The sequence below is a fragment of the Hyphomicrobium sp. 2TAF46 genome (assembly GCF_052114865.1).
In the GTDB taxonomy this organism is placed as follows: Bacteria; Pseudomonadota; Alphaproteobacteria; order Rhizobiales; family Hyphomicrobiaceae; genus Hyphomicrobium_B.
Genome location: NZ_JBFRFO010000008.1, coordinates 277095 through 302721 on the forward strand (window position 1 = coordinate 277095; position 25627 = coordinate 302721).

22 protein-coding genes are annotated in these 25627 nt (G+C 57.1%); 12 read left to right on the forward strand and 10 right to left on the reverse strand.

Annotated elements, in window-relative coordinates; genetic code table 11:
• The first annotated feature begins 12 nt into the window (after positions 1 to 12).
• From AB4Z24_RS17935 to AB4Z24_RS17980, 10 genes are all read left to right on the forward strand, one after another.
• Positions 13 to 330, forward strand: a complete 318-nt coding sequence (locus tag AB4Z24_RS17935) for a hypothetical protein (RefSeq protein WP_441710411.1) — start codon at positions 13 to 15, stop codon at positions 328 to 330.
• A gap of 515 nt (positions 331 to 845) precedes the next feature.
• Positions 846 to 1352: a GNAT family N-acetyltransferase gene (locus tag AB4Z24_RS17940; protein WP_441710412.1), complete on the forward strand. Its 507-nt coding sequence runs from the start codon at positions 846 to 848 to the stop codon at positions 1350 to 1352.
• Positions 1353 to 1786: 434 nt separating this feature from the next.
• Positions 1787 to 2596, forward strand: coding sequence for a MetQ/NlpA family ABC transporter substrate-binding protein (locus AB4Z24_RS17945; protein ID WP_441710413.1), 810 nt, complete (start codon positions 1787 to 1789; stop codon positions 2594 to 2596).
• Between the two features lie 90 nt (positions 2597 to 2686).
• Complete coding sequence (locus AB4Z24_RS17950) at positions 2687 to 3754, forward strand: methionine ABC transporter ATP-binding protein (RefSeq protein ID WP_441710414.1); 1068 nt, start codon at positions 2687 to 2689, stop codon at positions 3752 to 3754.
• Positions 3755 to 3763: 9 nt separating this feature from the next.
• A complete protein-coding gene (locus tag AB4Z24_RS17955) occupies positions 3764 to 4423 on the forward strand; it encodes a methionine ABC transporter permease (RefSeq protein ID WP_441710415.1) in 660 nt (219 codons plus the stop codon).
• A 381-nt stretch (positions 4424 to 4804) separates the two neighbouring features.
• A complete protein-coding gene (locus AB4Z24_RS17960; RefSeq protein WP_441710416.1) occupies positions 4805 to 6049 on the forward strand; it encodes an SfnB family sulfur acquisition oxidoreductase in 1245 nt (414 codons plus the stop codon).
• A 95-nt stretch (positions 6050 to 6144) separates the two neighbouring features.
• Entirely contained in the window at positions 6145 to 7413 is a 1269-nt protein-coding gene (locus AB4Z24_RS17965) for an SfnB family sulfur acquisition oxidoreductase (RefSeq protein WP_441710417.1), read from the forward strand.
• Between the two features lie 5 nt (positions 7414 to 7418).
• Positions 7419 to 8792 carry a glutamine synthetase family protein gene (locus tag AB4Z24_RS17970; RefSeq protein WP_441710418.1) on the forward strand — a complete coding sequence of 458 codons (1374 nt, stop codon included), beginning with the start codon at positions 7419 to 7421 and terminating at the stop codon, positions 8790 to 8792.
• 27 nt (positions 8793 to 8819) lie between these two features.
• Positions 8820 to 9878: a dimethylsulfone monooxygenase SfnG gene (sfnG, locus tag AB4Z24_RS17975; protein ID WP_441710419.1), complete on the forward strand. Its 1059-nt coding sequence runs from the start codon at positions 8820 to 8822 to the stop codon at positions 9876 to 9878.
• Between the two features lie 450 nt (positions 9879 to 10328).
• The gene (locus tag AB4Z24_RS17980; RefSeq protein WP_441710420.1) at positions 10329 to 11141 is read left to right on the forward strand and encodes a TorF family putative porin; all 813 of its coding nucleotides are present in this window, start codon (positions 10329 to 10331) and stop codon (positions 11139 to 11141) included.
• A 119-nt stretch (positions 11142 to 11260) separates the two neighbouring features.
• Here AB4Z24_RS17980 and AB4Z24_RS17985 read toward each other — a convergent pair whose 3' ends face one another.
• Together AB4Z24_RS17985 and AB4Z24_RS17990 are read right to left on the reverse strand one after the other, a co-directional pair.
• The gene (locus tag AB4Z24_RS17985) at positions 11261 to 12115 is read right to left on the reverse strand and encodes an amidohydrolase family protein (RefSeq protein WP_441710421.1); all 855 of its coding nucleotides are present in this window, start codon (positions 12113 to 12115) and stop codon (positions 11261 to 11263) included.
• An 18-nt stretch (positions 12116 to 12133) separates the two neighbouring features.
• The gene (locus AB4Z24_RS17990; RefSeq protein ID WP_441710422.1) at positions 12134 to 13564 is read right to left on the reverse strand and encodes an FAD/NAD(P)-binding protein; all 1431 of its coding nucleotides are present in this window, start codon (positions 13562 to 13564) and stop codon (positions 12134 to 12136) included.
• 484 nt (positions 13565 to 14048) lie between these two features.
• On the opposite strand from AB4Z24_RS17990, the gene AB4Z24_RS17995 reads away from it, so the two are divergent.
• Positions 14049 to 15494: an APC family permease gene (locus AB4Z24_RS17995; RefSeq protein WP_441710423.1), complete on the forward strand. Its 1446-nt coding sequence runs from the start codon at positions 14049 to 14051 to the stop codon at positions 15492 to 15494.
• Between the two features lie 112 nt (positions 15495 to 15606).
• Here the strand turns inward: AB4Z24_RS17995 and AB4Z24_RS18000 are convergent, their stop codons facing one another.
• From AB4Z24_RS18000 to AB4Z24_RS18030, 7 genes are all read right to left on the reverse strand, one after another.
• The gene (locus AB4Z24_RS18000; protein ID WP_441710455.1) at positions 15607 to 16683 is read right to left on the reverse strand and encodes a quaternary amine ABC transporter ATP-binding protein; all 1077 of its coding nucleotides are present in this window, start codon (positions 16681 to 16683) and stop codon (positions 15607 to 15609) included.
• 50 nt (positions 16684 to 16733) lie between these two features.
• Complete coding sequence (locus tag AB4Z24_RS18005; protein ID WP_441710424.1) at positions 16734 to 18728, reverse strand: ABC transporter permease; 1995 nt, start codon at positions 18726 to 18728, stop codon at positions 16734 to 16736.
• A 106-nt stretch (positions 18729 to 18834) separates the two neighbouring features.
• Complete coding sequence (locus AB4Z24_RS18010; RefSeq protein WP_441710425.1) at positions 18835 to 19797, reverse strand: ABC transporter substrate-binding protein; 963 nt, start codon at positions 19795 to 19797, stop codon at positions 18835 to 18837.
• A 20-nt stretch (positions 19798 to 19817) separates the two neighbouring features.
• Positions 19818 to 20954 carry a GlxA family transcriptional regulator gene (locus AB4Z24_RS18015; protein ID WP_441710426.1) on the reverse strand — a complete coding sequence of 379 codons (1137 nt, stop codon included), beginning with the start codon at positions 20952 to 20954 and terminating at the stop codon, positions 19818 to 19820.
• On the reverse strand, positions 20890 to 21681 hold the full coding sequence (locus AB4Z24_RS18020) for an SDR family NAD(P)-dependent oxidoreductase (RefSeq protein WP_441710456.1): 792 nt from the start codon (positions 21679 to 21681) through the stop codon (positions 20890 to 20892). Before AB4Z24_RS18020 ends, AB4Z24_RS18015 begins: the two co-directional genes overlap by 65 nt.
• A 168-nt stretch (positions 21682 to 21849) precedes the next feature.
• Positions 21850 to 22551, reverse strand: a complete 702-nt coding sequence (locus AB4Z24_RS18025) for a FadR/GntR family transcriptional regulator (protein WP_441710427.1) — start codon at positions 22549 to 22551, stop codon at positions 21850 to 21852.
• Positions 22552 to 22554: 3 nt separating this feature from the next.
• The gene (locus AB4Z24_RS18030; RefSeq protein ID WP_441710428.1) at positions 22555 to 23328 is read right to left on the reverse strand and encodes an SDR family NAD(P)-dependent oxidoreductase; all 774 of its coding nucleotides are present in this window, start codon (positions 23326 to 23328) and stop codon (positions 22555 to 22557) included.
• A 352-nt stretch (positions 23329 to 23680) separates the two neighbouring features.
• On the opposite strand from AB4Z24_RS18030, the gene AB4Z24_RS18035 reads away from it, so the two are divergent.
• The gene (locus AB4Z24_RS18035) at positions 23681 to 24118 is read left to right on the forward strand and encodes a group II truncated hemoglobin (RefSeq protein ID WP_441710429.1); all 438 of its coding nucleotides are present in this window, start codon (positions 23681 to 23683) and stop codon (positions 24116 to 24118) included.
• Between the two features lie 299 nt (positions 24119 to 24417).
• Here AB4Z24_RS18035 and AB4Z24_RS18040 read toward each other — a convergent pair whose 3' ends face one another.
• Positions 24418 to 25611 carry a cytochrome P450 gene (locus AB4Z24_RS18040; protein ID WP_441710430.1) on the reverse strand — a complete coding sequence of 398 codons (1194 nt, stop codon included), beginning with the start codon at positions 25609 to 25611 and terminating at the stop codon, positions 24418 to 24420.
• Between the last annotated feature and the right edge of the window lie 16 nt (positions 25612 to 25627).

A 25627-nucleotide genomic window follows, 5' to 3' on the forward strand; every position in this document is an offset into this window, starting at 1 on the left:
ATCGAGCCCGGGATGGCTGAGCTTGAGCGGCCGGGTGCGGTTGAGGCCCCGCATGAACGCGGCAATGCGAGGCCGGTCCTCTGCCGGCAATTGCCAGATATGGGCGCCATCGATCGTTTCGTCCGAGAGGTCTGCCGCCAGACGATTGATGGCCTTATGCAGATCCATAACCAGGATATGAAAGCTGTCGCCCTCGCCACGCTTGCCGCTGGTCAATTGCTTCAACTGATCGGCATTGAGGGTGCCAGAGGCAAGTTGACCGAGCCAATCGCACCACCGGTCGATTCTACCGAGAAACTCATGATGGGCGCCGTTATCATCGCCCTCTAGCGGACGACCCATAAGCCGTAGGTCGGTTGCAAGTTTCTCGAATAGCTCGGGCAGGTCGTCTGCGTGCAGCAGGGACGACTTAATGTGGCTGGACGCAGGCAGCGTCAGAAGCCAGGGCGCATCAACCTTCGCCACCGCATATTCGCGATGCAAGTCAAGCGACGCGACGTCAGGCTGTGCGGCATGGCTGTATGCTGTTTGGAGGACCGTCAGATAGAACTTGAGGCGATCGTTGGCGGCAAGCGCGGATTTGAGATAGGCGGGTCGAAGAAGCAGCGATTGCCCAAGCGAAGCGACGACCTCGGTCTTCTCCATGCACGTCTATCCCTTGGCTCTTAGATTCATTGCCGCGTGAGTGCAGCTAGCACGTCGAAAAAAGCTACAGGGTTTGGATGACTTTAGGATGATGATGCGCCGGGGCACGCGGAACCGTGCCCGCCGGCTATGTCAGATTTCTGTAGTATTGCGGTTTTACCGTATCGGGAGAGGCAGTCTATTCGGCATGGGGATGTCGTATGAATGATTGGCACATTGCCACGCGGTCAGGTCTAAAATTGAACGTCCGCGCGGCAACGCAGGACGATGATGCTGTTTTGTCGGATTTCTTTCATCATATCCGCGCCGAAGATTTGCGTTTCCGTTTCCTCTCAAGTGCCAAGGAGGTGGGAGCGGAACAAATCCGGCGCATGACGCATATCGATCATAAAGCCAACGAGACTTATGTTGCGTTCAACGAAGAAGATGGCGGGGTTGTTGCCGTGGCGGCTCTCGCCAGCGACGCAGCGCAAGAAAAGGGCGAAGTCGCGATTTCGGTCCACGCTGATCATCGCAATCAAGGGATCGGATGGGAGATGTTGGCCTTGGTCGCCGATCAGGCCGCTGCTCGGGGATTGAAGTCGATCGAGTCGATCGAAAGCAGAGAGAATTACGACGCGATCGAACTTGAGCGAAACATGGGCTTTTCCGTCGCGCCCTTTCCCGGCGATATCACGCTTGTACTTGTTTCCAAGCAACTGTCCTGATCTAGATCAGAATAGTACGCCTGCGCCGGTCCAATAGGCGCTTCAGGTTTCGATCTTACCGAAGTAGGGCTTAGGCTAATAAGCGAGCCGGTCGCCTCGATTGATTTCGAGGGTGTCTCGCGAGGGCCGGATGGCCGCTATCTGCACGTATCCTTCCCAATCCGGTGGGCCTGCGATCTCATCGACACGGTTGGTGACAGCAACGTCGCGAGCGCTAGGCCATCGAATGAAGTGATAGCATTTCATCGTTTCGATTATCACGCAGACTAATTTGGTTAGATTTTTTAGTTTGTTGCTGCCCCCTAACGGCTGAACCATAACGCCGACCATAGCGGCTTGACTTGCTCGATCATTATCAGGTGATCGCCATTCATCTTTAGAAATGAATGAGAGCAATCAGCACAACGTGCATTTGTCATAACAGGTGGGGACCAATGAAAATTTGGACGCTTCTGACGGCGGCGCTTTCAACTGTCGCTGCGGTAACGACGGCGCATGCTGGAACAAAATTCGTCATCGGCGCGACAGCCGTGCCGCACGCTGAGATCCTCGAGTTCATCAAGCCGATCGTAGCCAAGGAAGGCGTGGATCTAGATATCCGTGTTTTCTCGGATTACATTCAGCCTAACGCGCAGCTCGTCTCGAAAGAGCTCGACGGAAATTATTATCAGTACCGTCCGTTCCTCAACGATTATAATCGTGAGCGAGGCACCAACCTTGTGCCGATCGTTCCCGTGCATATCGAGCCGTTTGTTGCCTACTCAACGAAGATTACTTCCGTTGACCAACTCAAGGATGGCGCGACCGTTGCCATTCCCAACGATCCAGTGAATGGAGGCCGCGGTCTTCTACTGTTGCAAAAGATCGGTGTGATCAAACTTAAAGGCAAGCCGGAACTCGAAAGCCCCGAGGATCCGCTGCCGACACTCAAGGACATCTTGGACAATCCGAAGCACCTCAAGATCACTGAACTTGAATCAGCGTTGTTGCCTCGGGCCCTGGAGCAAGTCGATCTCGCCGCACTCAACGGCAACTACGTTTTCGAGTCGAAGCTCCCGCTGGAAAAATCACTCTACATCGACCGCGGCCAGGACGGCCGAAACATCTGGGGGGAATATCTCGTCGTGCGTCCGGAGGAGAAGGACCGCGCCGACGTGAAGATCATCGCCAAAGTCCTAAATAGCGATGCTACCCGCGAGTTTATCAAAACTCACTATCAGGGTCAGATCTATCCGGCATTCTAATCGCAAGCGACACAGCAAGAGCAGGACGGGCATCCCCGGCCTGCTCTTTGTGCGATTCTAGCTGCGCGACGTCCATCAATAGGGGCCGGAGTGATCAACAGCCAGCCATCTCAGCCGATCGTCAGCCTCAGAGGAGTCTCCAAGGACTTTCTTGTCGGAGGACAGACGGCGACTGCGCTTCGCGGTATCAACCTCGATATTCAACGCGGCGAAATCTTCAGCATCATCGGCTCGTCCGGCGCCGGAAAATCGACGCTCGTGCGGCTCATTAATCTATTGGAGCGGCCGACCGCGGGCGAAATTGTCTTCAACGGCAAGCCCATAACGCTTGTCAAAGGGGCGGAACTTCGAACAATCCGCCGCAGCATCGGTATGGTCTTTCAGCACTTCAATCTTCTCTCGGCGAAGACCGTCGCCGAGAACGTAGCTTTTCCACTTAAGCTTTCGGGCGCGCGGGACCGCAGCGCGATTGCCGAGCGCGTAAGCAAACTCCTCTCGCGTGTCGGTCTCCAAGAACACGCGGCGAAATACCCGAAACAACTATCTGGCGGGCAGAAGCAGCGGGTCGGGATCGCGCGCGCCTTGGCTCTGCAGCCCGACGTCCTCTTGTGCGACGAGGCGACCAGCGCACTTGACCCGCAGACGACGCGGTCAGTCTTGAAGCTTCTGGCTGAGATCAACCGGGATCTCGGCATCACCATCGTTCTGATCACGCACGAGATGGACGTGGTGCGTCAGATCTCACATCGCGTGGCCGTGCTCGATCATGGTCAGATCGTCGAACACGGGCGTGTCGAGGACGTATTCCTCCACCCCGGTCACGCGAAGACTCGCGAACTCGTGCACGAAGCGGAGCCTGAGAACGATGAATTGCCCAGGGGTGGCATACTGCGTGGACAGATTTATCGTCTCACGTTCGTTGGGAAGAGGGCCCACACTCCCATTCTAGGCAGCGTCGCGCGCGAGTTCGGCATCGACTATGTCATAACCGGCGGCCGCGTCGGCACGATCCGCGATGTGCCGTATGCGCAGCTCACGATATCCTTCACGGACGGCAACGTGCGCGGCGCAATCGCGCGTCTCATCACGAGCGGCGTGTCGGCGGAACATTTAAATGGCGGCGCTTCCGGAGCACCGTTGAGAGCAACGGCAACCTGAGGTCTATCCGTGATTCTGCACTCGATCGGCTGGGACGATATCTTGCAGGCAACGTTGGCGACGCTCGCCATGCTCGGAGGCTCGCTGTTTTTCACGGTTCTTCTCGGGTTGCCCCTCGGCATTCTGCTCTTCCTGACCGGGCGCACTCAGCTACTGGATCAAACATTCGCTTACGGCCTGTTGTCCGTTGTGCTGAACACCATACGATCAATCCCCTTCATCATTCTTCTCATTCTGCTGATGCCGGTTACCGTGCTCCTCACTGGCACGTCACTCGGCGTCCGCGGGGTGATCCCTCCGCTCGTCATCGGTACAGCGCCTTTTTTTGCCCGTCTTGTCGAGACGGCACTGCGCGAGGTTGACCGCGGCGTTGTTGAAGCGACACAGGCTTTAGGCGGATCCGTCTCCCAAATTGTTTTTCGCGCCCTTCTGCCCGAAGCATTGCCGGGGTTGATCGCCAGTGTGACCGTGACGGCAGTTGTCCTCGTCGATTACACCGCGATGTCGGGAGCGATCGGGGGCGGTGGACTCGGGGACCTCGCGATTCGTTATGGCTACCAGCGCTTCAAGACCGACGTGATGTTTGTGACTGTGGTCCTGCTTATTCTGCTGGTTCAAATACTGCAGGCTTTCGGCAATCGCCTCGTAATCCACTTCACGCGAAAATAGAGGAATTTCCGCCATCATTGTCGGGCCGGTCACACGCAATGAGCAATGAACGGCCGCTAGTGTTCGTCGGCGAGCAGATATCAATCCAGCGCATATTCTTCCATGATTTTCTTGGTTCATGCCTCAGCGCAATGAAAGGATTATCGCGCTGATCAATGAAGCTGAGGTCAACCGCCGCGTCATGGGTGGACGTGTCGTCTCTCACTCAGTCGCTGCACTCCCGACTGCCTCCTCGTGCATCGCTGCCGAACGAGTGATCGCCGCCATGGAGAGCGATCTCCTCGGGTGGTGCGTGCGACGGAGAACGGACCAATCGGCGTCGGTTGTTGATGGGCAAGCACATCGCGGACCGATACTTCAATTAAAACAAGAGCAAGAGAAATGACCGAGCATCAATCTGCTGCAAGTCTTACCAAGACGTCGCTCCCAATCCTCGAGGAGCCCAAAGGCGCTCACGTTGTGAGCAGTGCAGACGAGGCCATTGAAATTGCAAAACGCTTTGCTGCAAAAATTGCCGAAGGGGCAAGCGAGAGAGATCGGCAGCGGCACTTGCCGGTCGCCGAGATAGCGGAGTTTACGCAAAGCGGCCTTTGGTCGCTAAACGTTCCGAAGGAGTATGGAGGTCCGGATCTCTCTTATTCCACCATCGCGGAAGTTATTAGCATCGTTGCCGCAGCCGACCCCTCGATCGGGCAATTGCCGCAAAACCATATCGATTTCATCGATACGCTACGCACGACGGCGACGCCCGAACAACGGGCCGAATTCTTCCGCGCCATACTTGCTGGCACCCGAAGCGGCAACGCTTTTTCCGAACTTGGCAGCCGTACCGCCGCCGATTTTGAGACGAAGATCACAAGACGGGGCGATGACTACGTCGTCAATGGCCGCAAGTTCTATTCGAGCGGCGCGCTTCTCGCCCACATTGTTCCCATCACGACTGTCGACCCCGAAGGCCGTCTCTATATCGCTGTCGCCGATCGCAATGCTCGGGGTCTCACCATCATCGACGACTGGTCGAGTTTTGGTCAGAGAACGACCGCGAGCGGCACTGTAATCATCGAAGATCTCGTGTTGCCGGCGTCGCGGGTCATACCGACTTACACATCGCAAGATAGTCCAAGCGCCAACGGCGCAGTTTGCCAGATCGTCCACGCCGCGGTGGACACAGGCATCGCGCGGAGGGCCATCGAGGACACGATCGCGTTTGTGCGCAACTCGGCTCGGCCATGGATCGACAGCGGCAAGGCAAAGGCAGTCGAGGATCCCTACACGATCTCTGATATAGGCGATCTTAAGATCAAGCTCCACGCGACCGAGGCGTTGCTTGCACGGGCAGGGCGTGTTCTCGATGCGGCCGTTGCCAATCCAACGGTTGAGACCGTCGCCGCGGCATCGATCGCGGTGGCCAAAGCCAAGGTATTGTCGACCGACCTCGCGCTTCTCGCAACGAACAAGCTGTTCGAGCACGGCGGCGCTCGCTCCACGCTGTTGAAGAATAATTTCGACCGCCATTGGCGCAACGCGCGCGTTCACACCGTCCACGATCCGGTGCGCTGGAAACATCCGATCATTGGGAATTACTACCTCAATCACGTCCTCCCTCCCCGTCATTCCTGGATTTAGCGGCAGCCTCAGCGCACGAGGCGGGCCGTACAGTGCGAACCGCGACAACCCGTTCGCTTTTGGCAAAGAGAATTGCGAAACGAAAGAAACGACAAATGTCCGAACATAAGCCACTTGCCGCAGAGAAAGACCGTGTGTCCGCGCGCTCACTTCCTCCCGGCTGGGCGCCGTTGCGACCGGCACAAAGCGCCACCGTGATCAAGGACGATGCGCACGCCATCGAGACCGCTCACCGCCTCGCGCCGGTCTTTGCGGAAGGCGCGATCGCGCGCGACCGATCCCGACACTATCCCCTTGCCGAGATCGATATCTTTTCGCAAAGCGGCCTCTGGGGCATAACAATCCCTAAGGAAAATGGCGGGGCAGGGGTTTCTCAAGCGACGGTTGCCAAGGTGTTTGCAACCCTCGCAGCTGCCGATCCATCTCTCTCTCAACTTGCCCAAAATCACTTTGAGATTGTCGACGTGATACGCTCGACCGCAAGCCCTGAGCAGAAAAACGAGCTTTTTGGCGCCATCCTCTCCGGCTATAGGCTCGGCAACGCCTTTTCCGAATCGAGCGGCAAGAACGTCGAAGATTTTTCGACCCGGCTCACGCGAGACGGCGCCAATTATCGCATCAATGGCAAGAAATTCTATTCGACCGGCGCTCTCTTCGCGCATCTCGTCCCGATCGTTGCGCTAAATGAAGAAGGGCATGTCGTCGTCGCCGTTGCCGACCGCGATAGTCAGGGGCTCACCGTCGTCGATGATTGGTCGGGCATTGGACAACGCACGACCGCTAGCGGAACGGTGACGCTCGATAACGTCGCGATTCCGGCTGCCCGCGTGCTCCCGGCACACATCGTTTATGAGCAACCGAGCGCCGCGGGGCCTCAAAGCCAGCTTATCCACGCCGCCATCGACCTCGGCATTGCGAAAGGTGCGATCGAAGCGACGCTCGACTTCGTTAGAAGGCGCGCGAGGCCGTGGATCGACAGCGGCCAGGAATCCGCGACACAAGACCCGTTCACCCTACGCGATATCGGCGATCTTGAGATTCGCTTCGATGCGGCAGACGCGTTGCTGGAGCGCGCCGCGCATCAGCTCGACGCTACGCTTAGAAACACGAACGAAGATACGATTGCGCTTGCGAAGGTTGCCGTCGCCGAAGCAAAAGTTCTGACCACAGACATCGCCATCCTCGCCGCCAACAAACTCATCGAGCTCGGAGGCTCGCGCGCAACCCTTGAAGCGAACGGCTTTGACCGTTACTGGCGCGACGCTCGGACCCACACCGTGCACGATCCCGTGCGCTGGAAGGCGTTCGCTGTGGGCCAATATTACCTCAATGGCGTCAATCCGCCTTTGCACTCCTGGATCTGACCCCCATGAATATCCAGGTCGCAACGAAATCGGCCTTTGATGAGATAGAAAAAGACATCGGGGCGCGGGACGTCAGGTTTTTGCGTGTCGAAGTTCCCGATCTTCACGGCATCGCACGCTCGAAAGTCGTTCCAGCAAAGCGGCTCAGGAGTCTGATCGAACGCGGACTTAACTTTCCTCTGCCCCCGCTCGCACTCGATGTTCAATGCGAGGCGGTTGAAGGCACCGGCTATCTTGAGGAGCGGGGGTATCCCGATATCACCCTCGTGCCGGACCTTCAGACCTTTGCCGTCCTTCCGAACTCCAACGGGACGGCACGCTTTATCGCCGACGCCTATCACGCGGCAACGGGTGAAATCGTGAACGGTGCGTCACGCACGGTCGCGCGAAAGCTATTTAATGATGCCGCGGCCCTCGGATTCGAAGTCCTGAGCGGCTTCGAGTACGAATTCTATCTTCTTGATCCCATATCACTCGCGCCCGCGAGCGATACGGTCCGTCAGTTTGCGACATTTGATGCCGGTGACAGACCACTTATCTACGCGATCGCCGAGGCACTCGATGCGCTAGGCATTGAAGTTACGACCGCAAATCTGGAGTATGGCCCAAGCCAGTTTGAAGTGAATTTCGCGCCACGCCGTGGTCTTCTCGCAGCCGACCAGGCTTTTGCATTCAAAAACATCGCAAAGGAGATCGCGGCAGCATCCGGGCGGCTCGCGAGCTTTATCACCAAACCCTCGATCGCCCGAAGCGCCAATGGTCTTCACTACAACGTCTCTCTCTGGCGCGAAGGGGCCAATGCCTTTGCAGATCCCGCCGCGCCCGATCATTTCTCTGCTATTGGGCGTCACTTCCTTGCCGGCCAGCTTCACCACGCATCGGCGCTTTCCGCTCTCCTGGCTCCCACTATCAATTGCAGCAAACGATTCAGAGCACACTCCTTCGCGCCATTTGAAGCTGATTGGGGAACAAGCAATCGCACCGTTGCGCTGCGGGTGAAAGCTCCTGGCGGCCCGGATATCCATATTGAAAACCGGATCGGCGCGGGTGCAGCCAACCCTTATGTTGCCGCCGCGGCGATTTTGGCGGCTGGACTCGACGGCATTCGCCGAGCGCTGACTCCGCCGCCTCCGCGGGCGGCTGGCGACGAAGAAACGCGTTTTGTGTCGCTGCCCACGGCGCTTGAGCCTGCGCTCAAAGCGCTCGAAGCCGACGCCATTCTTGTCGAGGCGCTCGGACAGGAGTTCGTAAAGATATTCACGACCGTTAAACGCCACGAAATCAGAAAAGCGAGACGAGCCATTCCAGGCTTCGACGACCCCTCGTTCCATGAACGAGTAGACCCGTGGGAGCTTAGCGAATTGGCGCGCGTTCTTTGATCGCTGAGCGCTAGAGCAGAGACAACAATGCAGTTTGCCTACTGGAATACCAACCTCGGCAGCGTGCTGTTCAGCAGCATCCCGCAGAAGGCCGATCCCGATTTGGCTTTTCAGCTCGATGTCGCGCGACGGGCGGAAGAAGCCGGGTTCGACTATACGCTTGTCGCGGCACGGTTCGTTTCGACGACAGGATCGAGCCCTGACATGTACGACGCGCTCGCGGCGAGTTCAGCTCTCATTTCCGCGACTAGGCGGCTGAACGTCATTGCGGCACTGCATCCCGGGCTTTGGCACCCGGCGATGGTCGCTAAGTTTGCGGCGACGCTGTCGCTGCTGTCTCAAGGCCGCTTTCACGTCAACGTCGTGAGCGGGTGGTTCAAGGATGAATTCGTCCGCCTTGGCGAGTCATGGCTTGATCACGACGAGCGCTATCGCCGCTCAGACGAATTCATAAGTGTTTTGCGCGGCCTCACTTCGGGCGAGCCATATTCCTTCGCCGGCGATTTCTTCCGCATTCGCGAGCTGACCTTCAAACCCAAGCCGCAGCATCCGATCGACGTCTTCCAGGGAGGTAATTCTCTCGCCGCACGCAATCTTGCCGCGCGCCGGGCGGATTGGTACTTCATGAATGGTGACACCATCGATGGGATTACCGCGCAGATCGCGGAAGTTCGCAAGCTTGCCGAGCCGCTGGGCCGCAAGCCGAAATTTGCGGTCAATGCCTTCGTGATTTTACGTGACACGGAGAGCGAAGCAGTAGGTGTTCTCGACGAGATTATCGCGCGCGCCGATTCCGCGTCGGTGCAATCATTCCGTGCGCATGCTCAAGGTGCAGGATCATCAACAAGAGATCGCGTCGGCATGTGGGCTAACTCAAGCCTTGCCCATCTTGTGCAACCCAATGATGGCTTCAAGACCGGGCTCATCGGAACGCCCGAGCGCTTGATCGAGCAGATACGGGCGTTGGAAGCGGCTGGCGTCAACCTCGTCCTCTGCGGGTTCCTCGACTTCCTTGAAGAGCCGACGGTCTTTGGTCATTCCGTGATCAACGCGCTCAAGCATGAGAACGAAGATCACCGCACCTGACGGGGGTGTTCCGGACTGAAGCGCGAGATGAACTATCGTGCCGGAAAAATGTTGAGGGATGCCTCACGATATGTTCGCGGTTTCGTTGAGGCCGAGAGCCGGATCTTCTTCCGTGCACGCCATTGAATTATCGACATTACGAAGAGCCGAAGTCAGGCCGTAAAATTGGCAACACATTGCTTTCGATTCTCAAGGTGGATGCGATAGTAGAATTTGCCATCCGCTATTGCCCGCGATTTCATCTTATTTATTTGTCATTATCTATTCCGTCGATCGCCGCCGCTAAGACATTCCGTTATAGCGTGCATAGCCAGAGGCAAATTTGGTACATGCACACCCAATAGCTTGAATAATAAGTATATTATTGTTGCGTGAATTACGCTCTATTGTGATCTATCCCCCACGTGGCAGGCGTTGCCTTTGCCGATATGGAATATGGGGGAAAATACGATGCGGGCTTTTGCAAGATCATCCCGTGCGCTTGCTTTTGGTGCTTTCGCATCTTTTGCGCTTTCGACGGCAGCAGCTGCGGATGAAAATAAGTTCGGCTATTCGATTTCTATTTCGGGCGCCAGCGACTATCTCTTTCGCGGCATCTCGCTGACGGACGAAAGGCCGGCCTTCCAGCCTTATCTCGAATTCACCTATGGCATCGGCTACCTCGGAATTTGGGGATCGAACATTGGCTCACGGGAGCTCGCGGCGGAAGGCTTTCAGGCAACGGGCCCATGGGAAGTTGACGTGTATGCTGGCATCAGGCCGGTCGTCGGTCCGGTCAATTTTGACCTCGGAATTCTCTGGTATACTTACGGCGCGCGCACGAACCCAGCGGGACTGACCAAGGGCGATCTCGACTATGTCGAGCTCAAAGCTTCCGCATCGACCTCCCCCATTAAGAACTGGACAATCGGTTTGACCGGCTATTTCACGCCGGATCAGGACCAGGCGATCCCGCAAACAGCCACTGTGGAAGGGTCCATCGCTTACGAGCTTCCGCATTACCGCGAGTTTGCTCCGTCCCTGACTGGCCAAATCGGGTACACAACGAGCTGGACATCCAAGTATTTTGGCAATGGTTCGGGGCCATTCGTCGGCGATGACGCTTATGCCTATTGGAATGCGGGTTTGAAGGTCGCTGTCGACAAATTTTTCCTCGACTTCCGCTATTGGGATACGAGTGTCGATGCTCCTGCTGCGCTTGCTGAATACCAGCGGCTCGCAGATTCTCGGTTTCTTTTTACTGCAGGCGTGACGTTGCCTTAGAGCCAGGACGTGTTGGCAACTCTCAAGGGTTTGCACAGACCAGACCCTTGGGAGCCAAGTGCCAGGATCGCAAGTACAAGGATCGTCTGACGCCAAGCCGACAAAGTACCGGCGTCGAGCTATAGGCCAAGCTTCAATAGACGATTGGCGTTACCGAACATAATCGATTCCAGAACCGCGTCCTTGAAGCCCAGTCGTTGGTAATCTTGGACCGATTGCGCCATGTCCCGGAACGGGAATGACGAGCCAAACAACAATTGCTCGCGCATAAAACCGTTCGCGGCCTCGACGTAGAAACTACCTCCCGGCAGAAAGATATACATATCGGGGACGACAGACACATTTGCATAGCGGAAGGCAACGCCAATGATGTCGAGAATGTTGGGCCATGTCCCATGATGGACGACGATCGAGAGGTTCGGGAAGGCACGCGCCACACGGCCGATGGCTGCCGGATTATTGAAACTCAAGTCTGGCGTCGTTGGTCCCGACATCAGGAAGACAGGAATTCCCCACCCCTGCAGCGCTTCATATACGGGGAACAACAAACGATTATCGAAGTGACGAGCCGGCGTCCCGAAACCGGGTTCGAGATTGATGGCTTTGAGGCCTAGGGAACGTACGGCCCTCTCCGCTTCTTGGATAGCACCGTCAGCGCCCAGGCGGTCGGGATCGACCGAGCCCACCCCGACAAGCTCGCCGTGGCCCGCCACGAGCTTTGCAATGTCATCGTTGGTGTTCTGAATTGCCGGCGTATCGCGTCCGATCACGACCGCCGTCGTGATGCCGGCATTGCGGATGTCCTGCAGGAAGCCTTCGAGGGTGTGGGATCGGACAAAGTGCTCGTCGTCCTTTGAACCGACGCGGCGATTGAGCCACTTGGCGGTCTCAAATTCAGGGGTTCCGCGCCGCGCGCCGTAAAAGTCGTGCATGAATGCGGGTCTGCTCCGCATGTCGACAATGCGCTGCGTCACGGCTGCTCCTGGTTTTCTCTATTGCGCTTTGACGGTGGGTTCGGGGCGTTGCTCGCTCGAACGTCGCTGTCCGGCAAGCTCGTGCTGGACCTCATCGGCTATAAATTTTGCATAGTTCGTCACCTGCGGTAGGCCCATGAGTTCGCCGAACGTGCCGCGCGCCAGAGGACCGGCGATGAGAAGAGTCGCCATCGCTTGACCGTTTTGCGCGATCGCTCGTCCTTGCCGGTTACATAGAATTCCGAGACCGAGACTGTCGCCCCGGATCCACCCCGATGCAGCAAGAGAGGCGAGATGGGGTTCCCCCTCGACGACGCGATTGTGGGCCGGCCCTGTAGTGATGATGATATAGTTGGTTTGGTGCGTTAGGGGCCGCATCGAGCCTCGTGGATAAAGATGCAAGAGGATGTGATCTTCCCGGGGCTCGGCGCCGCTGATGGAGGCGGAGTGCAGCGTGAAGGTGCCCGCCGCGCGCCTTCGATTGATAACGTGTTCAACCTGAGGCGCGACGCGAAAGCGGTGAACATCCCAATAGGATCTCAGATGCCGGACGATCCGGCTCCGTTCTTTAAGAGACATCGTCGGCCAGAAGGTCCCCGCTTGCGCCCTTACCGCATCGATGACAGCCTGCCACGGAACTCCGAGCGCTTCGGCCTCTTCAATCGTCGAACGGATCTTCCGAAGAAGTCCGACTGCTGAGAGTGGTGGATCGCGGACGAACTCACCGAACGGCTGAAACGGTTGGCGCGTATGGCCGCGTGAAAGCAGCCCATGCCGCGAGATCGCGGTCACTACGCCGTGATGACCTTTTCTGTCTAGCGATGCGACCACATCGGCCATCGTCAGGCCTGAGCCAATGATCGTCACACGAGCTTGGCGGTCAATTTCCTCCAATGACGCGTTCGCCGGATCGGCAACGAGACGGCTATCGTCTTTGAGTGCCTCCGCGATGACACGCGGCGGTTGGGGTGGCGGATGCGTCGTGGCGAGGACCACGATATCGGCGAAAAATATCCTGCCTTCCGCCGCTGTTATCCTCCACCGCCCACCCGATCTTTCGATTGCATGAACGTATTCCTCAATATGCGTGATGTCACCGGACACTATTCTTGGCTTGAGGTGCTCATAGACGTATTTGCCGAAAAGCATCCTGCGGACGTAAAGCTGGCCGTCCTCCGCGAGCGCTTCCGCATCGTCTGCCACTGCATCAGTCCGAGAAATCCAATTCGTGAAGTGCTCATCCTGACCGGGGATGAGACTCATTTTCGCCGCCGGAACGTTGATCCGATGGGCTGGATCGGTGGTCCCGTAAGCAAGACCAGCCCCAACCGTCGGACGCGGCTCGAACACTGTGATTTCCGCTCCAGTTTTGTATTCAGCCAAATGGTAGGCGACGGCGGCGCCGGATAGGCCCCCGCCGATGATTGCGACTGAGGGCGATGTGCTCATTGTGGGGCGCGGCCGTATCTACGAAATGGTGACGGCGCCGTAGAGAAACGGTGTGCCTGGGCAAATGAGGTTCACCGCGGCATATGTCTCCGATCACCATGGCGTCGGAGCCTTCGACGACTATTCTCTGCGTGTAAAATAATTTTTCTTTCTATCGATATTCGCGCAATCAATGCTCTTCTCTGAACCTGCTGCGAAACGCTTCCGGCTTGCAATCGAGAATAGGCACAGCGCACGAGCGATCACTGGCGAACGAAGAAAAATTTTGAGCTTTGGGGCCGCGGCCGTCGTGCTTGCCGATGCGAACGACGGCATATTCAGAGAGATCGCCTAGAGTTGGGCGGTACAATGCATATATCATATATATATTAGACAGCAGAGAGATTGCAGCGCTCATATCAGAGCGCAGTATTGGAGTGCAGCCGTCATCGGTCCGCTCCGAGTCATCTTCTTAGCCCAGCTTCGACATGTGAAGGAAGCCATCATGGCCTCGGACGTGAGTCTTGAGCTGTCGCCGATTGCGGATGTTCCGGTTCGGTCCACCGGTACCACCCGGCTCCGGGGAAACCTCGGCGTCTGGCAGATCGTGTTCATGGTCACTGCCGCGGCTTCACCACTCGGCGTGCTCGGAGGCACCGTCATCGTCGGTATCGGGACCGGTAACGGCACCGGGTTTCCTGCTACCTATATCGTTACCGGAATCGCGCTGCTGTTGTTCGCAATTGGCTTTACGGCGATGACCCCATATGTTCGGACCGCCGGTGCCTTCTACGCCTACATCGATAAAGGGCTCGGGCGCAGCATTGGTCTCAGCGCAGGCCTTGTCGCCCTATTATCTTACATTGCCGTCGAAACCGGCTGCTACGGCCTGATTGGCCCCGGCATCGACAATCTGCTGCAAAGCTGGGGCTTCCCAAGTGCCCCGTGGTGGGTTTACGCGTTTGGTGTTTTCGCCGTCGTCACGTATTTCGGCTACCGTAACATTGAGCTGTCTGGGAAGGTCTTGGCGGTCGGTCTCCTGGCGGAGGTCGCCATCTGCCTCGTATTCGACGCCGTGGTGATAGCCCGAGGTGGCGATAGCGGACTGTCCACTGGCATTATCTCACACGATCAGGTGTTTTCCGGCGCACCGGGAGTGGGGATTCTCTTCGCGATCCTGAGTTTCCTCGGTTTCGAGGCAACGGCTGTGTTCCGCGACGAGGCCCACGATCCAGAGCGCACCATCAAACGCGCCACCTATAGCTCACTCATTCTCATCACCGTGTTTTACGCGCTCTCGTCATGGGCACTGATCACCGCCGTTGGCGACAAGAACGCGGTGAAAATCGCCACTGAGAACAGCGGCACAATGCTCTCCGATGCGACCCACCGCTATCTTGGCCCCGTCGGTTTCCAGGCGATCCAAGTGCTCTTTGTCACCAGTCTCTTTGCCTGCATCCTGTCGTTCCATAACATCGTCTCCCGGTATGTGTTCGTGCTTTCGGAGCGAAATGTGTTCCCCAAGAGCCTGGGAGTGGCCCACAGTCGTCACTTCTCTCCCCACCGGGCTTCGATCGCCACCTCCATTGTGGTGGCTGCGCTCGTGATCCTCGGGGCTGTTACACACCTCGATCCGATCAATCAGTTCTATACTTGGCTCGGGGGGTTCTCGGCTGTCGGCGTGGTGTTGCTCTACGCCCTGGCGAGCCTCGCAGTCGTCGTGTTCTTCGCTCGTCACCGTGAGCACAAAGTCGGAATCTGGAAGGGGGCCGTCGCGCCCGGTCTCGGTTTCCTGGCTCTTGCCGCGCTCTTCGGCCTCGTTCTGCAAAACCTTAAGACCCTTGTCGGCGGCAGCGATCCGCTCGCGGTCACTATCCTCGCTCTGCTCATTGGCGCTTTCGTGCTGGGACCGATCCTTGCCAAGCTCCGTCCTAAACTCGAGCTGGAGTAGTTAGCAGGGGAGAGGGGGAGCGCATCGCGCCCTCCTTCACCCCGATCTCCCCTGTCGTCTACTCGGCCGGCGCATCGATAGCGTGCGCGGTGGATCAGATCTCAGGTCGAAGTCAAGTCGCCGGCCGAATGCCCGCCAAGACGTTCAGGGCCCGGCGCTTATCCAAAAGACCGAATTGCGTACCGTTCCCCACCACTACGAGCGGCGCATCGCTCGATACCAATAACGGCGCAAACTCTTCGACCGTTTGGTCAGCAGCAATAGTCACGGCGTGAGGTGGAACGCCGATGGAGCGGTCAATCAAGCTTCGGGCACGCACGACCTTTGACAGTGAGACCTTCGACGTAAACCGGGCCACGTATGAGTTGGCGGGTTTTGTCACGAGATCTTCCGGTGATGCAGTTTGTACAACTTGGCCGGATTCCATGATCGTAATCCGATCGGCGATCTTGATGGCTTCGTCGAGATCGTGAGTGATGAAGATGATCGTTTTCGCAAGCGTGTTTTGCAAGCGGAGCAACTCGTCTTGGAGGTCGGATCGTATCAACGGATCTAACGCCGAGAACGGCTCATCAAGAAACCAAATCTCAGGATCGACGGCCAACGACCGGGCAATCCCTACGCGCTGCTGCTGGCCCCCCGACAGCTCACCCGGCCCGTGATCCTCGCGACCATTAAGGCCGACGAGCGAGATCATTTCCCGAGCCCGCGCCTCACGCGCAGTGCGGTTGATACCGAGGATCTCCAGCGGCAAAGCAACGTTGCCCAATACACTTCGGTTGGGAATCAAAGCAAAATTCTGAAAAACCATTCCCATGCGTTTGCGGCGAATATCGATAAGTTCCGCCTCAGGCATCGCCAGCAAGTCCCTGCCGTGGAAAAGGATCGATCCGGATGTTGGTTCAATCAAGCGCGACAGGCATCTTACCAAAGTAGATTTGCCAGAGCCCGACAGCCCCATGATCACAGAGACTTCCCCCGCCGCTACCTCCAGTGAAACGTCGCGAACAGCCGGAACCCACCCTCGACCGGCGTAGGCACCCGCGTCCATTTCCGAGCAGTTGCTTGCCGAAAACTCTCGAGTGGTGGCCCCGAATATCTTCCAGAGGTTCTTAGCCTCGAGAGCTATCTTCCGCCGTGAGGGCTCAGGCGCAGGTGAAGTGTTGAGGGACACGATGCTCGCCGACATGGTCATATTCCGCGTCTCGCTAAGGCGGGTTTCTGGGATTGTCCTGGACCCTAAAGCTTCAGATTATTGCGCTCGGCCGCGCGTTTCGCTGCTGCTCGCAAAAGCGTATCGACCGTGAGCGCGATCGCAGCCACAGCCAACCCTCCCACGACGCCATTACCCACTTTCATCTGAGAGAGAGCGATGAACACTTGTTGACCAAGGTCTCGTGTCCCAACGAGCGCGGTGATAACCAGCATGGCGATCGCCATCATGACGGTCTGGTTTACTCCCAGCAGCAATGTGGGAAATGCTGATGGAAATTGGACCCACTTAAACGTTTGCCAACGGCTTCCACCACACATCCGGATCGCTTCGACCCGCGTTGAGGGTACGCTCGAAAAGCCATGAATCGCGTAGCGCACGGCAGGTGCCACCGCGTAAGAGAATATCGCCAACACGGCGGAGAAATCGCCATTTCGAAACAGCATCACGGCAGGAAGGATGTAAACCAATGTCGGCATCGTTTGCAGCGTGTCGAGCGCTAAATCCGTTGCCGCGCGCCAGCTAGGCTTTTGTGCGATCGCAAATCCAATTGGAAGACCGATCGCCAGCGACAGAAGCGAACCAAGAGTGATGAGGTAAATAGAGACGATTGCGGGCCGCCAAAAACCGGTGAGCAATACGAATGCCGCCAGTGCCGTAACGATCACTGCTATCCGCATGCCGCCCAACAAGAAGCCCCCGACAGCAAGAAGCGCCATTGCGACGCTCCAGGGAACCGACAGCATAAAGTTCTTTGTCGGATTCATGAGATTGATGAGGGTAAAGCTCCTAATCGCGTCTAATACATCGAAGCAATGAATGTTGATCCAAGTGATGAGGGCATTCCACATAGGCGCCGTGGTGATCACGTACGTGTCCGGCCATTTCTGAAAAAGGGGGAATATAAGGGCTAGGGTAGTGGCAACGACGATCCACGCGATCGCCATTCGTAAATAGGGAAACTGCTTGTGCGAGATCGCACGTCCGGACGCGAGGCGCTGCGCAGCAGCCTGGCCCAGACGATCCGTGACGACCGCGAGAACGACGATAGCTAAACCTCCTTCTAAGGCGGCACCGATATCCAGTCGGCGCAACGCGGTCAGAACGAGGTAGCCCAATCCACCAGACCCGATCATCGACGCGATGATTACCATGTTGAGGCAGGCCATTATCGCTTGATTGAGCCCGACACCAAGCATGGGCATGGCGCTCGGCATCCTGAATTTCCAATACATTTGATGGGGCGTGGCACCTGCCATCGTCCCATACTCGATGACTTCGGAAGGAACAGATTTCAGGCCAAGGATGGTTGCGTGGACCATGGGTGGCAATGCATAAATGACGGTAGAAACCATTGCCGCGCTCGGCCCATAGCCAAGAAAAAGGAGCGTGGGCACCAGATAAGAAAACACCGGAACCGTCTGCATTACATTCATGAGGGCCACGACAATAGACGTCGCCCAGGGCCTTTGGCAGACGATCGAACCAATCGCAACTCCGACCGCCACTGCCGTAGTCGTTGACATAGCGACACTCGCGACGGTTACCATTGCATCCGTCCACAATCCGAAAATAACGATGTAGAGCAGGCCCACCACAACCGTAATGGCGAGCCGCCGTCCGCCAAGTAAATGCGCAAAGATTCCCGACGCGCCGACAACGGCAAGCCAAGAGAGGCTTGGTACCGCTGTGTGAACGTGTTCTCCCGTGCCCCGTTGAACGCCGTTGGCGAGTACGATGCCGAGCACGTTCATCGGTGCATCAAGAATGCTCGCTAGTCCACGCGTGATGTCTGAAATGCGGACCGAGCCGATCGTGGCCTCTCGCGCCAACCACGTGAGTTTGTCGCCAATCCATGGCGCGAGGGGAATGACCGAATCGGCAGGGAAATCCACCCATGATTTCGGCAAGGCCTCAGAGAGCCAAGGAACTAAAGCCAAAACAACTACAAAATACATAGTTGCCGGAATTCGAATAAGTCCAGAAATTGCGCTCTGGCGGTCGAATGTCGTTTCACTCATTCGATGCTCGCTAGGAAAGCGTCGCCACACAGATCATGCGGAATGACTGTTGGAACATCTCCTTCCGCCGAGAAGGAGATGTTCCCGTTGGCCACATGCGAATAGCCTATTGTCCGCCGCACGTGGTCCATTTCTTCCAGATCGGCTCGTTGGCGTCGATCCAACCTTTGGCGACGTCCTCGATCTTCTTGCCGTCGATGTCGGTCTGCCCGACGAGCGTTCCAATCGTTTTTGAGTCCAGATCGTAGGCACGGATAACCTGATACGCACAGGGCCATTTTTTCTCGCCTGCTGCCCAGCCCATCTTTTTGATCCAGCCTTCGGGTTTGCCGCAGTCGTAGGCCTTATCGGGATTCACTCCCCACTTCGGATCTTTATAGCAAGCGTCTTCGTATTTCGGGAACTCGACCCACTGACCGTCGTACTTAGCCGGCGCCCAGTGAGGCGAGTAGATCCACAGCATGATCGGAGCCTTGCGCTCGTAAGCGGATTTCAGCTCAGCGAACATGCTCGCATCCGTGCCCGCATTGACGACTTCAAACGGGAGGCCGAGTGCTTCAACTCGCTCGACGTCGTAACCGCCCCAATCCACCGGGCCCGAGAGATACCGGCCTTTCGGAGCCGTTTCGGGCGTTGAAAATGCCTCCGCGCATTTCGGATCCTTTAGCGCCTTCCAATCCGGCAGCCCTGGGCACTTCTCTTTCATATAGCTCGGAAACCACCAATCCTCTTTGGCGTGAGCCGAAAGCGAACCAAGGTCGACGATCTTTCCCGTCGCCAGCGATGTTTCAAAGGCTGCTTTTTGTGTGGTGGCCCAAGTCTCCATCGAGATCGCGACATCGCCGTTTTCGAAAGCCGGATATCGAGCCGAGTCGTCGACTGGAAGATAGCTCACGGTATAGCCCAGCTTCTGCAGGATCTGGCCGGCTATCTGCGCTTGTATATTGATGCTCGACCACGTGCTGTACATGATCTTTATCGTGCCATTAGACTCGGGCACGCCACCCGCACTCGCGGGCAGCGACATCATTGCGAGAACAATTGAAGCCAGCATGTGCCTTAGTTTCATGGAAAACTCCCCAGTTCCGGCTAAGTTGAGCAATCACTCGCGAATGCGTGCGCACGGTCCTGCGCGAGATTCCGAACGCGCGAGGCACCGTTGGCCTTTTCGCGATGGCGCCGCCGCCACGCTGACGGCGTGCAGCCGTAAATCTTGCGGAAACTCCGGGTGAGACTCGACGCTTGGCCGAACCCACATTCGAGGGCGATCTCAAAGATCGTGTGATTGGATTCCCGAAGAAGCGATTCCGCGGCGCGAAGCCGTATCTGAGAGTAATGGTCGTTAGGTGTGAGGCCAGTGTCTGCCTCCGACAATCGTTGCAATTGTCGGACCGATAGGCCCACCTTCGCCGCTATTGTCGGCATGGAAAGTGGATCGGCCAGGTTCTGCTCCATAATGAGAAGCGCGCGGGCGAGCCGTGTATTGGACACTTGAACCCCAAATGGCATACGTGGTTGTGGGGCCTGTCCTGCGCGGGGGCTTTCTATTTGTAGAATCTGTAGCGCTTTCTGCGCGGCCGACATTCCAACCTTTCCCGCTACGAGGCGCGCGGCAAGATCTGCTGTTCCAGCGCCGCCCGCGCACGTAATGCGTGGTCCGTCAGCCAAGAAAAGGCGGTCGGCAATGACCGGTATCTCAGGAAATTCTTCGCGGAACTGCCTGTGATGGAACCAACTCACGCACGCCGAACGGCCCTCCAAAAGGCCCGCCTGGGCAAGAACGAAGCTGCCCGTGCAAACTCCGACAATAGGACGCTCGGGCTGCTGCCCGCGCAAAAACGACAACGTCTCCGCGTCAATCATCGGGCCCCGATCAAGAAGGCCTCCCACCACTACGATGAAGTCATAGGCGTTCGCTCGCTCGAGGAAGCCGGTGGCCGCCACTTCGATACCGCAGCTTGACCTGCTTGGAGCCCCCCGTGCGGAAAGAATATCCCACGTGCAACGGATGCGACGGCTTCGATCGCCTTCATCCGCAGCCAATCGCAACGTATCGACGAAAAGCGAAAACGCCGACAGAGTGAAATTGCGTGCGAGCAAAAAGCCAATCGAGAGTTTGGATTCTTTGCTCCCAGAGATCGGTGCAGCAGGAGTCACAACGTTATCCTTTGGCGTACCAACCATTGTCGACATAAAGCGCTGCCCCGTTAACGAAGCTCGCCGCATCTGACGCCAAGAAAAGCGCCGCTTGTGCAACTTCTTGAGGCTCGCAAATCCGGCCCTGTGCAGACGCGAGCGCACTTTCCTCCCAGACCTGTCCGAGAGCATCGAGTTCGTCGATTTCTCTTAGGCCGTGAGCAGTTTTTACGAACCCCGGCATCACGGCATTGGCTCGTATGCCCTTGTCTCGATATTCCGCTGCAATTGAGCGTGCCAACTGCAAGACTGCGCCTTTAGTCATGCAGTATAGCGCTTCCAGCGCGAAGCCTTTTTCGCCACCGATAGAGGACGTAATAACTATCGACCCGCCACCGGTTTGCAGCATACGTCGCACGACTGTCCGGCAAGTCACAAACGACGACCGGACATTGATGTTCATCAGCCGCTCATAGTCGTCATCCGTAGTTTCATGAAAAGGTTTGACGATGATTGTTCCAGCATGGCTGAAAAGCACGTCAATCTTGCCAAACGTGCCTTCGACCTTGGAGACAGCACTTTCGACCGCGCTCGTGATTGACGCGTCCACGTGATGGAACACCGCCTCTCCTCCGCTGTCTTTAATAAGCTGCACCGTTTCGGCGCCTGCCTCACCAGCAATATCGAGAATAGCGACCTTGGCGCCTTCCGCAGCGAACAATACAGATGCGGCGCGTCCCATTCCTCCCGCACCGCCAGTGATGATCGCCGTCTTTCCCTGCAATCTGCCAACTGATTTGCTTTTCGCGACTTCCATCTGTGTCAGCACAGGGTTTCCTTTTTGGTCAAAGGTACAATGGGCGGGACAATATACCATTGAGGCCGAGAGTCGAGTGACGGGAAATGGAAATCGTCGCCGCAATGCAAAATGCTCTGCACTAAGCGTAGGCAGAGTGGCGCCTTAGCGGTCGCTTTGTTGGGAAAATCAGCGAAGTTTGGCGAGTGCGCGCAATCGAGCCCAGTCGTGCTCGATTATTTTCTCAATTGCTGCTTCGGCTTCAACATCGGCGCGGTCATCGATGGCATCGAGAAGCGAGGATCGAAGTTGAGCTGATGCTGTCCGCGCACTCTCGATCTGTGTTTGCACAAGCGGCATGAACGCCGCCGCTGTCGCATCTTCGATTGCTTGAACCAGAAACGAGTTTTGGGTCGCCTCCGACACTGCCATTTGAAACAGGGTCTCGGCGTGCCGAAGGGCGCTCGGAGTCTCAGCGCGAGCCATTTCAGCCCGCGCCGACCGCATACGCTTGAGGTGCGAGGGGGTTCGCCGTTGCGCTGCGAAACGAGCCGCCACTCGCTCGTTCACGGCAAGGAACTCTATGATTCTCATGACCATGGCGGGGTCTCGCGCGATGCGTCGAAGGGCGAGGCTCCGCAATTCCGCCTCGTCGACAACGAACGCGCCACCTGCGGCACCGCGCTTCACGCCCAGGTAGCCTTCGCTTTCCAGAATACGTAACGCTTCGCGAAGGGTCACTCGAGATACGCCGAGCGTATCCGCCAATTCGCGTTCGGGAGGGAGTCTTTCGCCGGGTCTGACTAGACCAAGATGGATCTGTTTACGTATTCCGTCGACGGCAAGGCCGTACACAGACTTTTGCTCGACCGGCCGGATGCCCCATAACATCGGTCAAACCGCCGTGAAAGTATTATCGACCATAATCTCCGCGCCGTTTATGAAGCTTGAGGCGTCACACGCGAGAAAAAGCGCAACACTCGCCACCTCTTCCGGCTCGCAGATCCGGCCCTGCATGATGTTGACGTCGTTTTCGGAAGCGAAGACGCCATACTTGCGCAATTGAGCGATCTCGTCCTCGCCATGCTTGGTGCGGATGAAGCTTGGGCAAATCGTATTGCAGCGAATTCCGCGATCCCGGTACTCGACCGCGATGCTTCGGGCAAGTTGATGCATGGCGGCCTTGGAGGCGCAGTAGACACTCTCGAGGTGGGTCGAAGCCTTTACTCCCGTCGAGGACGTATAAATGATAACTCCGCGGCCTTGTTCGAGCATGCGGGGCAACACGAGGCGTGTCACCATGAAAGCGCTCTTGGAATTGTTATCCATGAGTTCGTCCCACTCCTCGATCGTGAAATCGAGGAACGGCTTTACGATGATGATGCCGGCATGGTTGAACAGGATGTCGATACGTCCGAGGAAATCGTAACTTGCCACCACCATGGCTTCAACGTCGGACTGCCGGCTGACGTCGGCGTGCACGAAGCGAACGCTTGCTTCCCATTCGGAAAGCTCTTCAATCAGAGATTCCCCAGCTTCCTTATCTCGATCCACGAAAACGATTCGGGCGCCTTCGCGGAGGAAGGTCCGCACCGATGCAGCGCCGACTCCGTTCGCCCCGCCCGTAATCAATGCCGTCTGTCCGGCCAATGCGCCATGTTTGCTCATGGGCCTAAATAATCGGAGTTTCGTCGTTACGCCAAGTGATTGATCGGCCCGAGAGCAAACGTTCAAACAAAAACCCAGCAAACCGTCTCGCAAACTCAACCAAACGATTGGATCACCCGAATGCTCGTCGGATTTCTTTGACCCCTTGGTTCACATCGCCGCCGCCTAACAAAGAGGTGGAGTGCGCCCCGCTCTGCGCTCCAGGCCGTGAGGAAGCTCCGTTAGCGGCCGACAAAGGCAGAGTAAATTGGCAGGGTCGCTAAGTTCATCGAAGTTGTGGTTTGCGGACGATGCAATTTTATCTACAATACGGCCGAAACGGATGTCCAAGGACACATCTTCAAGGTGGATCATGCTGAACAAGGATGGGGCACCGACGTTTGAAGCCCGGCCGTCAGCAAAAAGGGTCGGCAGACTCTATGATCTCGTCGGCGGCGATGACGGCGTTCGCGACCTCGTCGAAACGTTCTACGACATTGTAGAGCACGAGCCCGAAGCCCGAGTCCTACACATACTGCATCTGCGCGGCCACGGCATTGCGCATTCACGCACGGAGCAATTCGAGTTTCTCTCGGGGTTCCTCGGAGGACCGGACTTTTATGCCGACAGGATCGAACGTCCAGACGTGCGCAAGATGCACGCGCACGTCGAGATCGATCATGAGGCACGCGACGCTTGGCTCAATTGCATGTCGATGGCCATCGACAGGGTCGGATTGAATGCGGACGTCAAGCAGAAACTGATGGGGAGTTTCACGCGCGTTGCCATGCTGCTGAGGAATAAGGATTGAGAGTTGGCTACTCCCGCCATTCCCACTGCCTGAATTCCCAGTCCCGACGCAATGTTCCAATTCTTCTCGCTTCACCGTTGACGACTGCGTGGACTGGTCATTGGCGAGCGCCTTTGCCGGACTTGCCTCCCTAAACTGACTGTCCCGGCTCCAGCTGGCGGAGAGGGAGTGGGTCGCGAATTCCCCCGCGGATTTGGGATCGCCAATCAGTTCGGCAGCCACGGCATCGGAGGCTGAAAGATAACGGGCCTCTTTCGCGATCCGCCCAAGAGCTCATTTATGTCGCGAGAAGCGCCAACTCAAAGCTTAAATTTTATGGGCAGTTTGATGGGGCCGGTATTGCCACTGTCCGGAAGCCAGGCAGGAGCGCCATCGTATTGGGGCTCGATGAGATGGCGAGAAAGCAGACGGAAAGCCTCCGTCATGTCGCTGCGTGCAATCGCCTGCCCCAGGCAATAGTGTGGTCCCGCGCCAAAACCGTAATGGCGCTTGTGCTCGGTCGCAATATCGACGGATGAATCGAAAACGCGCGGGTCGGTACCGCCGGACTCTGCAAACAAGTGCACCGTAGTGCCTTTCTCTATGACGAGGCCGTTGATTGTAATGTCCTCCAAAGGCTCGCGCGTGACCCAAGTCGTTGTTGGACGTAAGCGCATGATCTCCTCAACGGCATTGCGCGCGAGCTTGTGCTGGGCATTGAGGAGTTTCCACTGCTCCGGATGATCTAAGAACAGACTCATGCCGAGGCCGAGTTGATTGCGCGTCGTCTCGATTCCACCCGAAATTGCGAGCACGATCATGTCGTAGAGCTCTTGGTCGCCAAGCCTCTCCTTGTCTTCATTCGCTTTGATCAGATTGCTGACGAAGTCGTCACGCGGACGGGCGCGGCGCTCAGCGACCAGTTGTTGCGCATAGTCGAACAATCGCTTGGTCGCGGCGTTCACTCTGCATTGATTCTCTTCATAGGTAACGCCGAGGGCGAGCCCCATGTCGGCGGAAGCGTCGGCGAGCGGCCCCCACTGATCATGCGAAAGGCCGAGCACTTCGCAAATGACGCGCGTCGAGAATGGTGCGGCGAACTCCGACATGAACTCGCAGCGACCTCGGGCCTTGAACGCCATGATGATCTCTTCGGCAATCGCTTCGAAACGGGGGATGAGAGGCGTCACAAGCCGCGGCGAGAAGGCAGGATTAACAAGGCGGCGCAGCCGATCGTGATCGGTTCCGACCCTGTTGAGCAACATACGCAGCCACCATTCTGCGAAGAGGCCCGACGCTCGATTGTGCGCCGGCCACCGGTAACTTCCCTGGCGAAGGCGTGCATCACGCAGCAGACTGCCGATTTCAGCATAACGCAATACCGCGATCCCGTAGGGTGTCCGCGCGTACCAGCATTTGTTGCGCGCCTCTCTGACCGCCTCCGAACGCACTGAAAAATCCGGATCGGCGAGATTGAGAAACGGCGCTTCGAAACATTCGTCAGAAGGTTTCATTTCACTCTATCTCTCC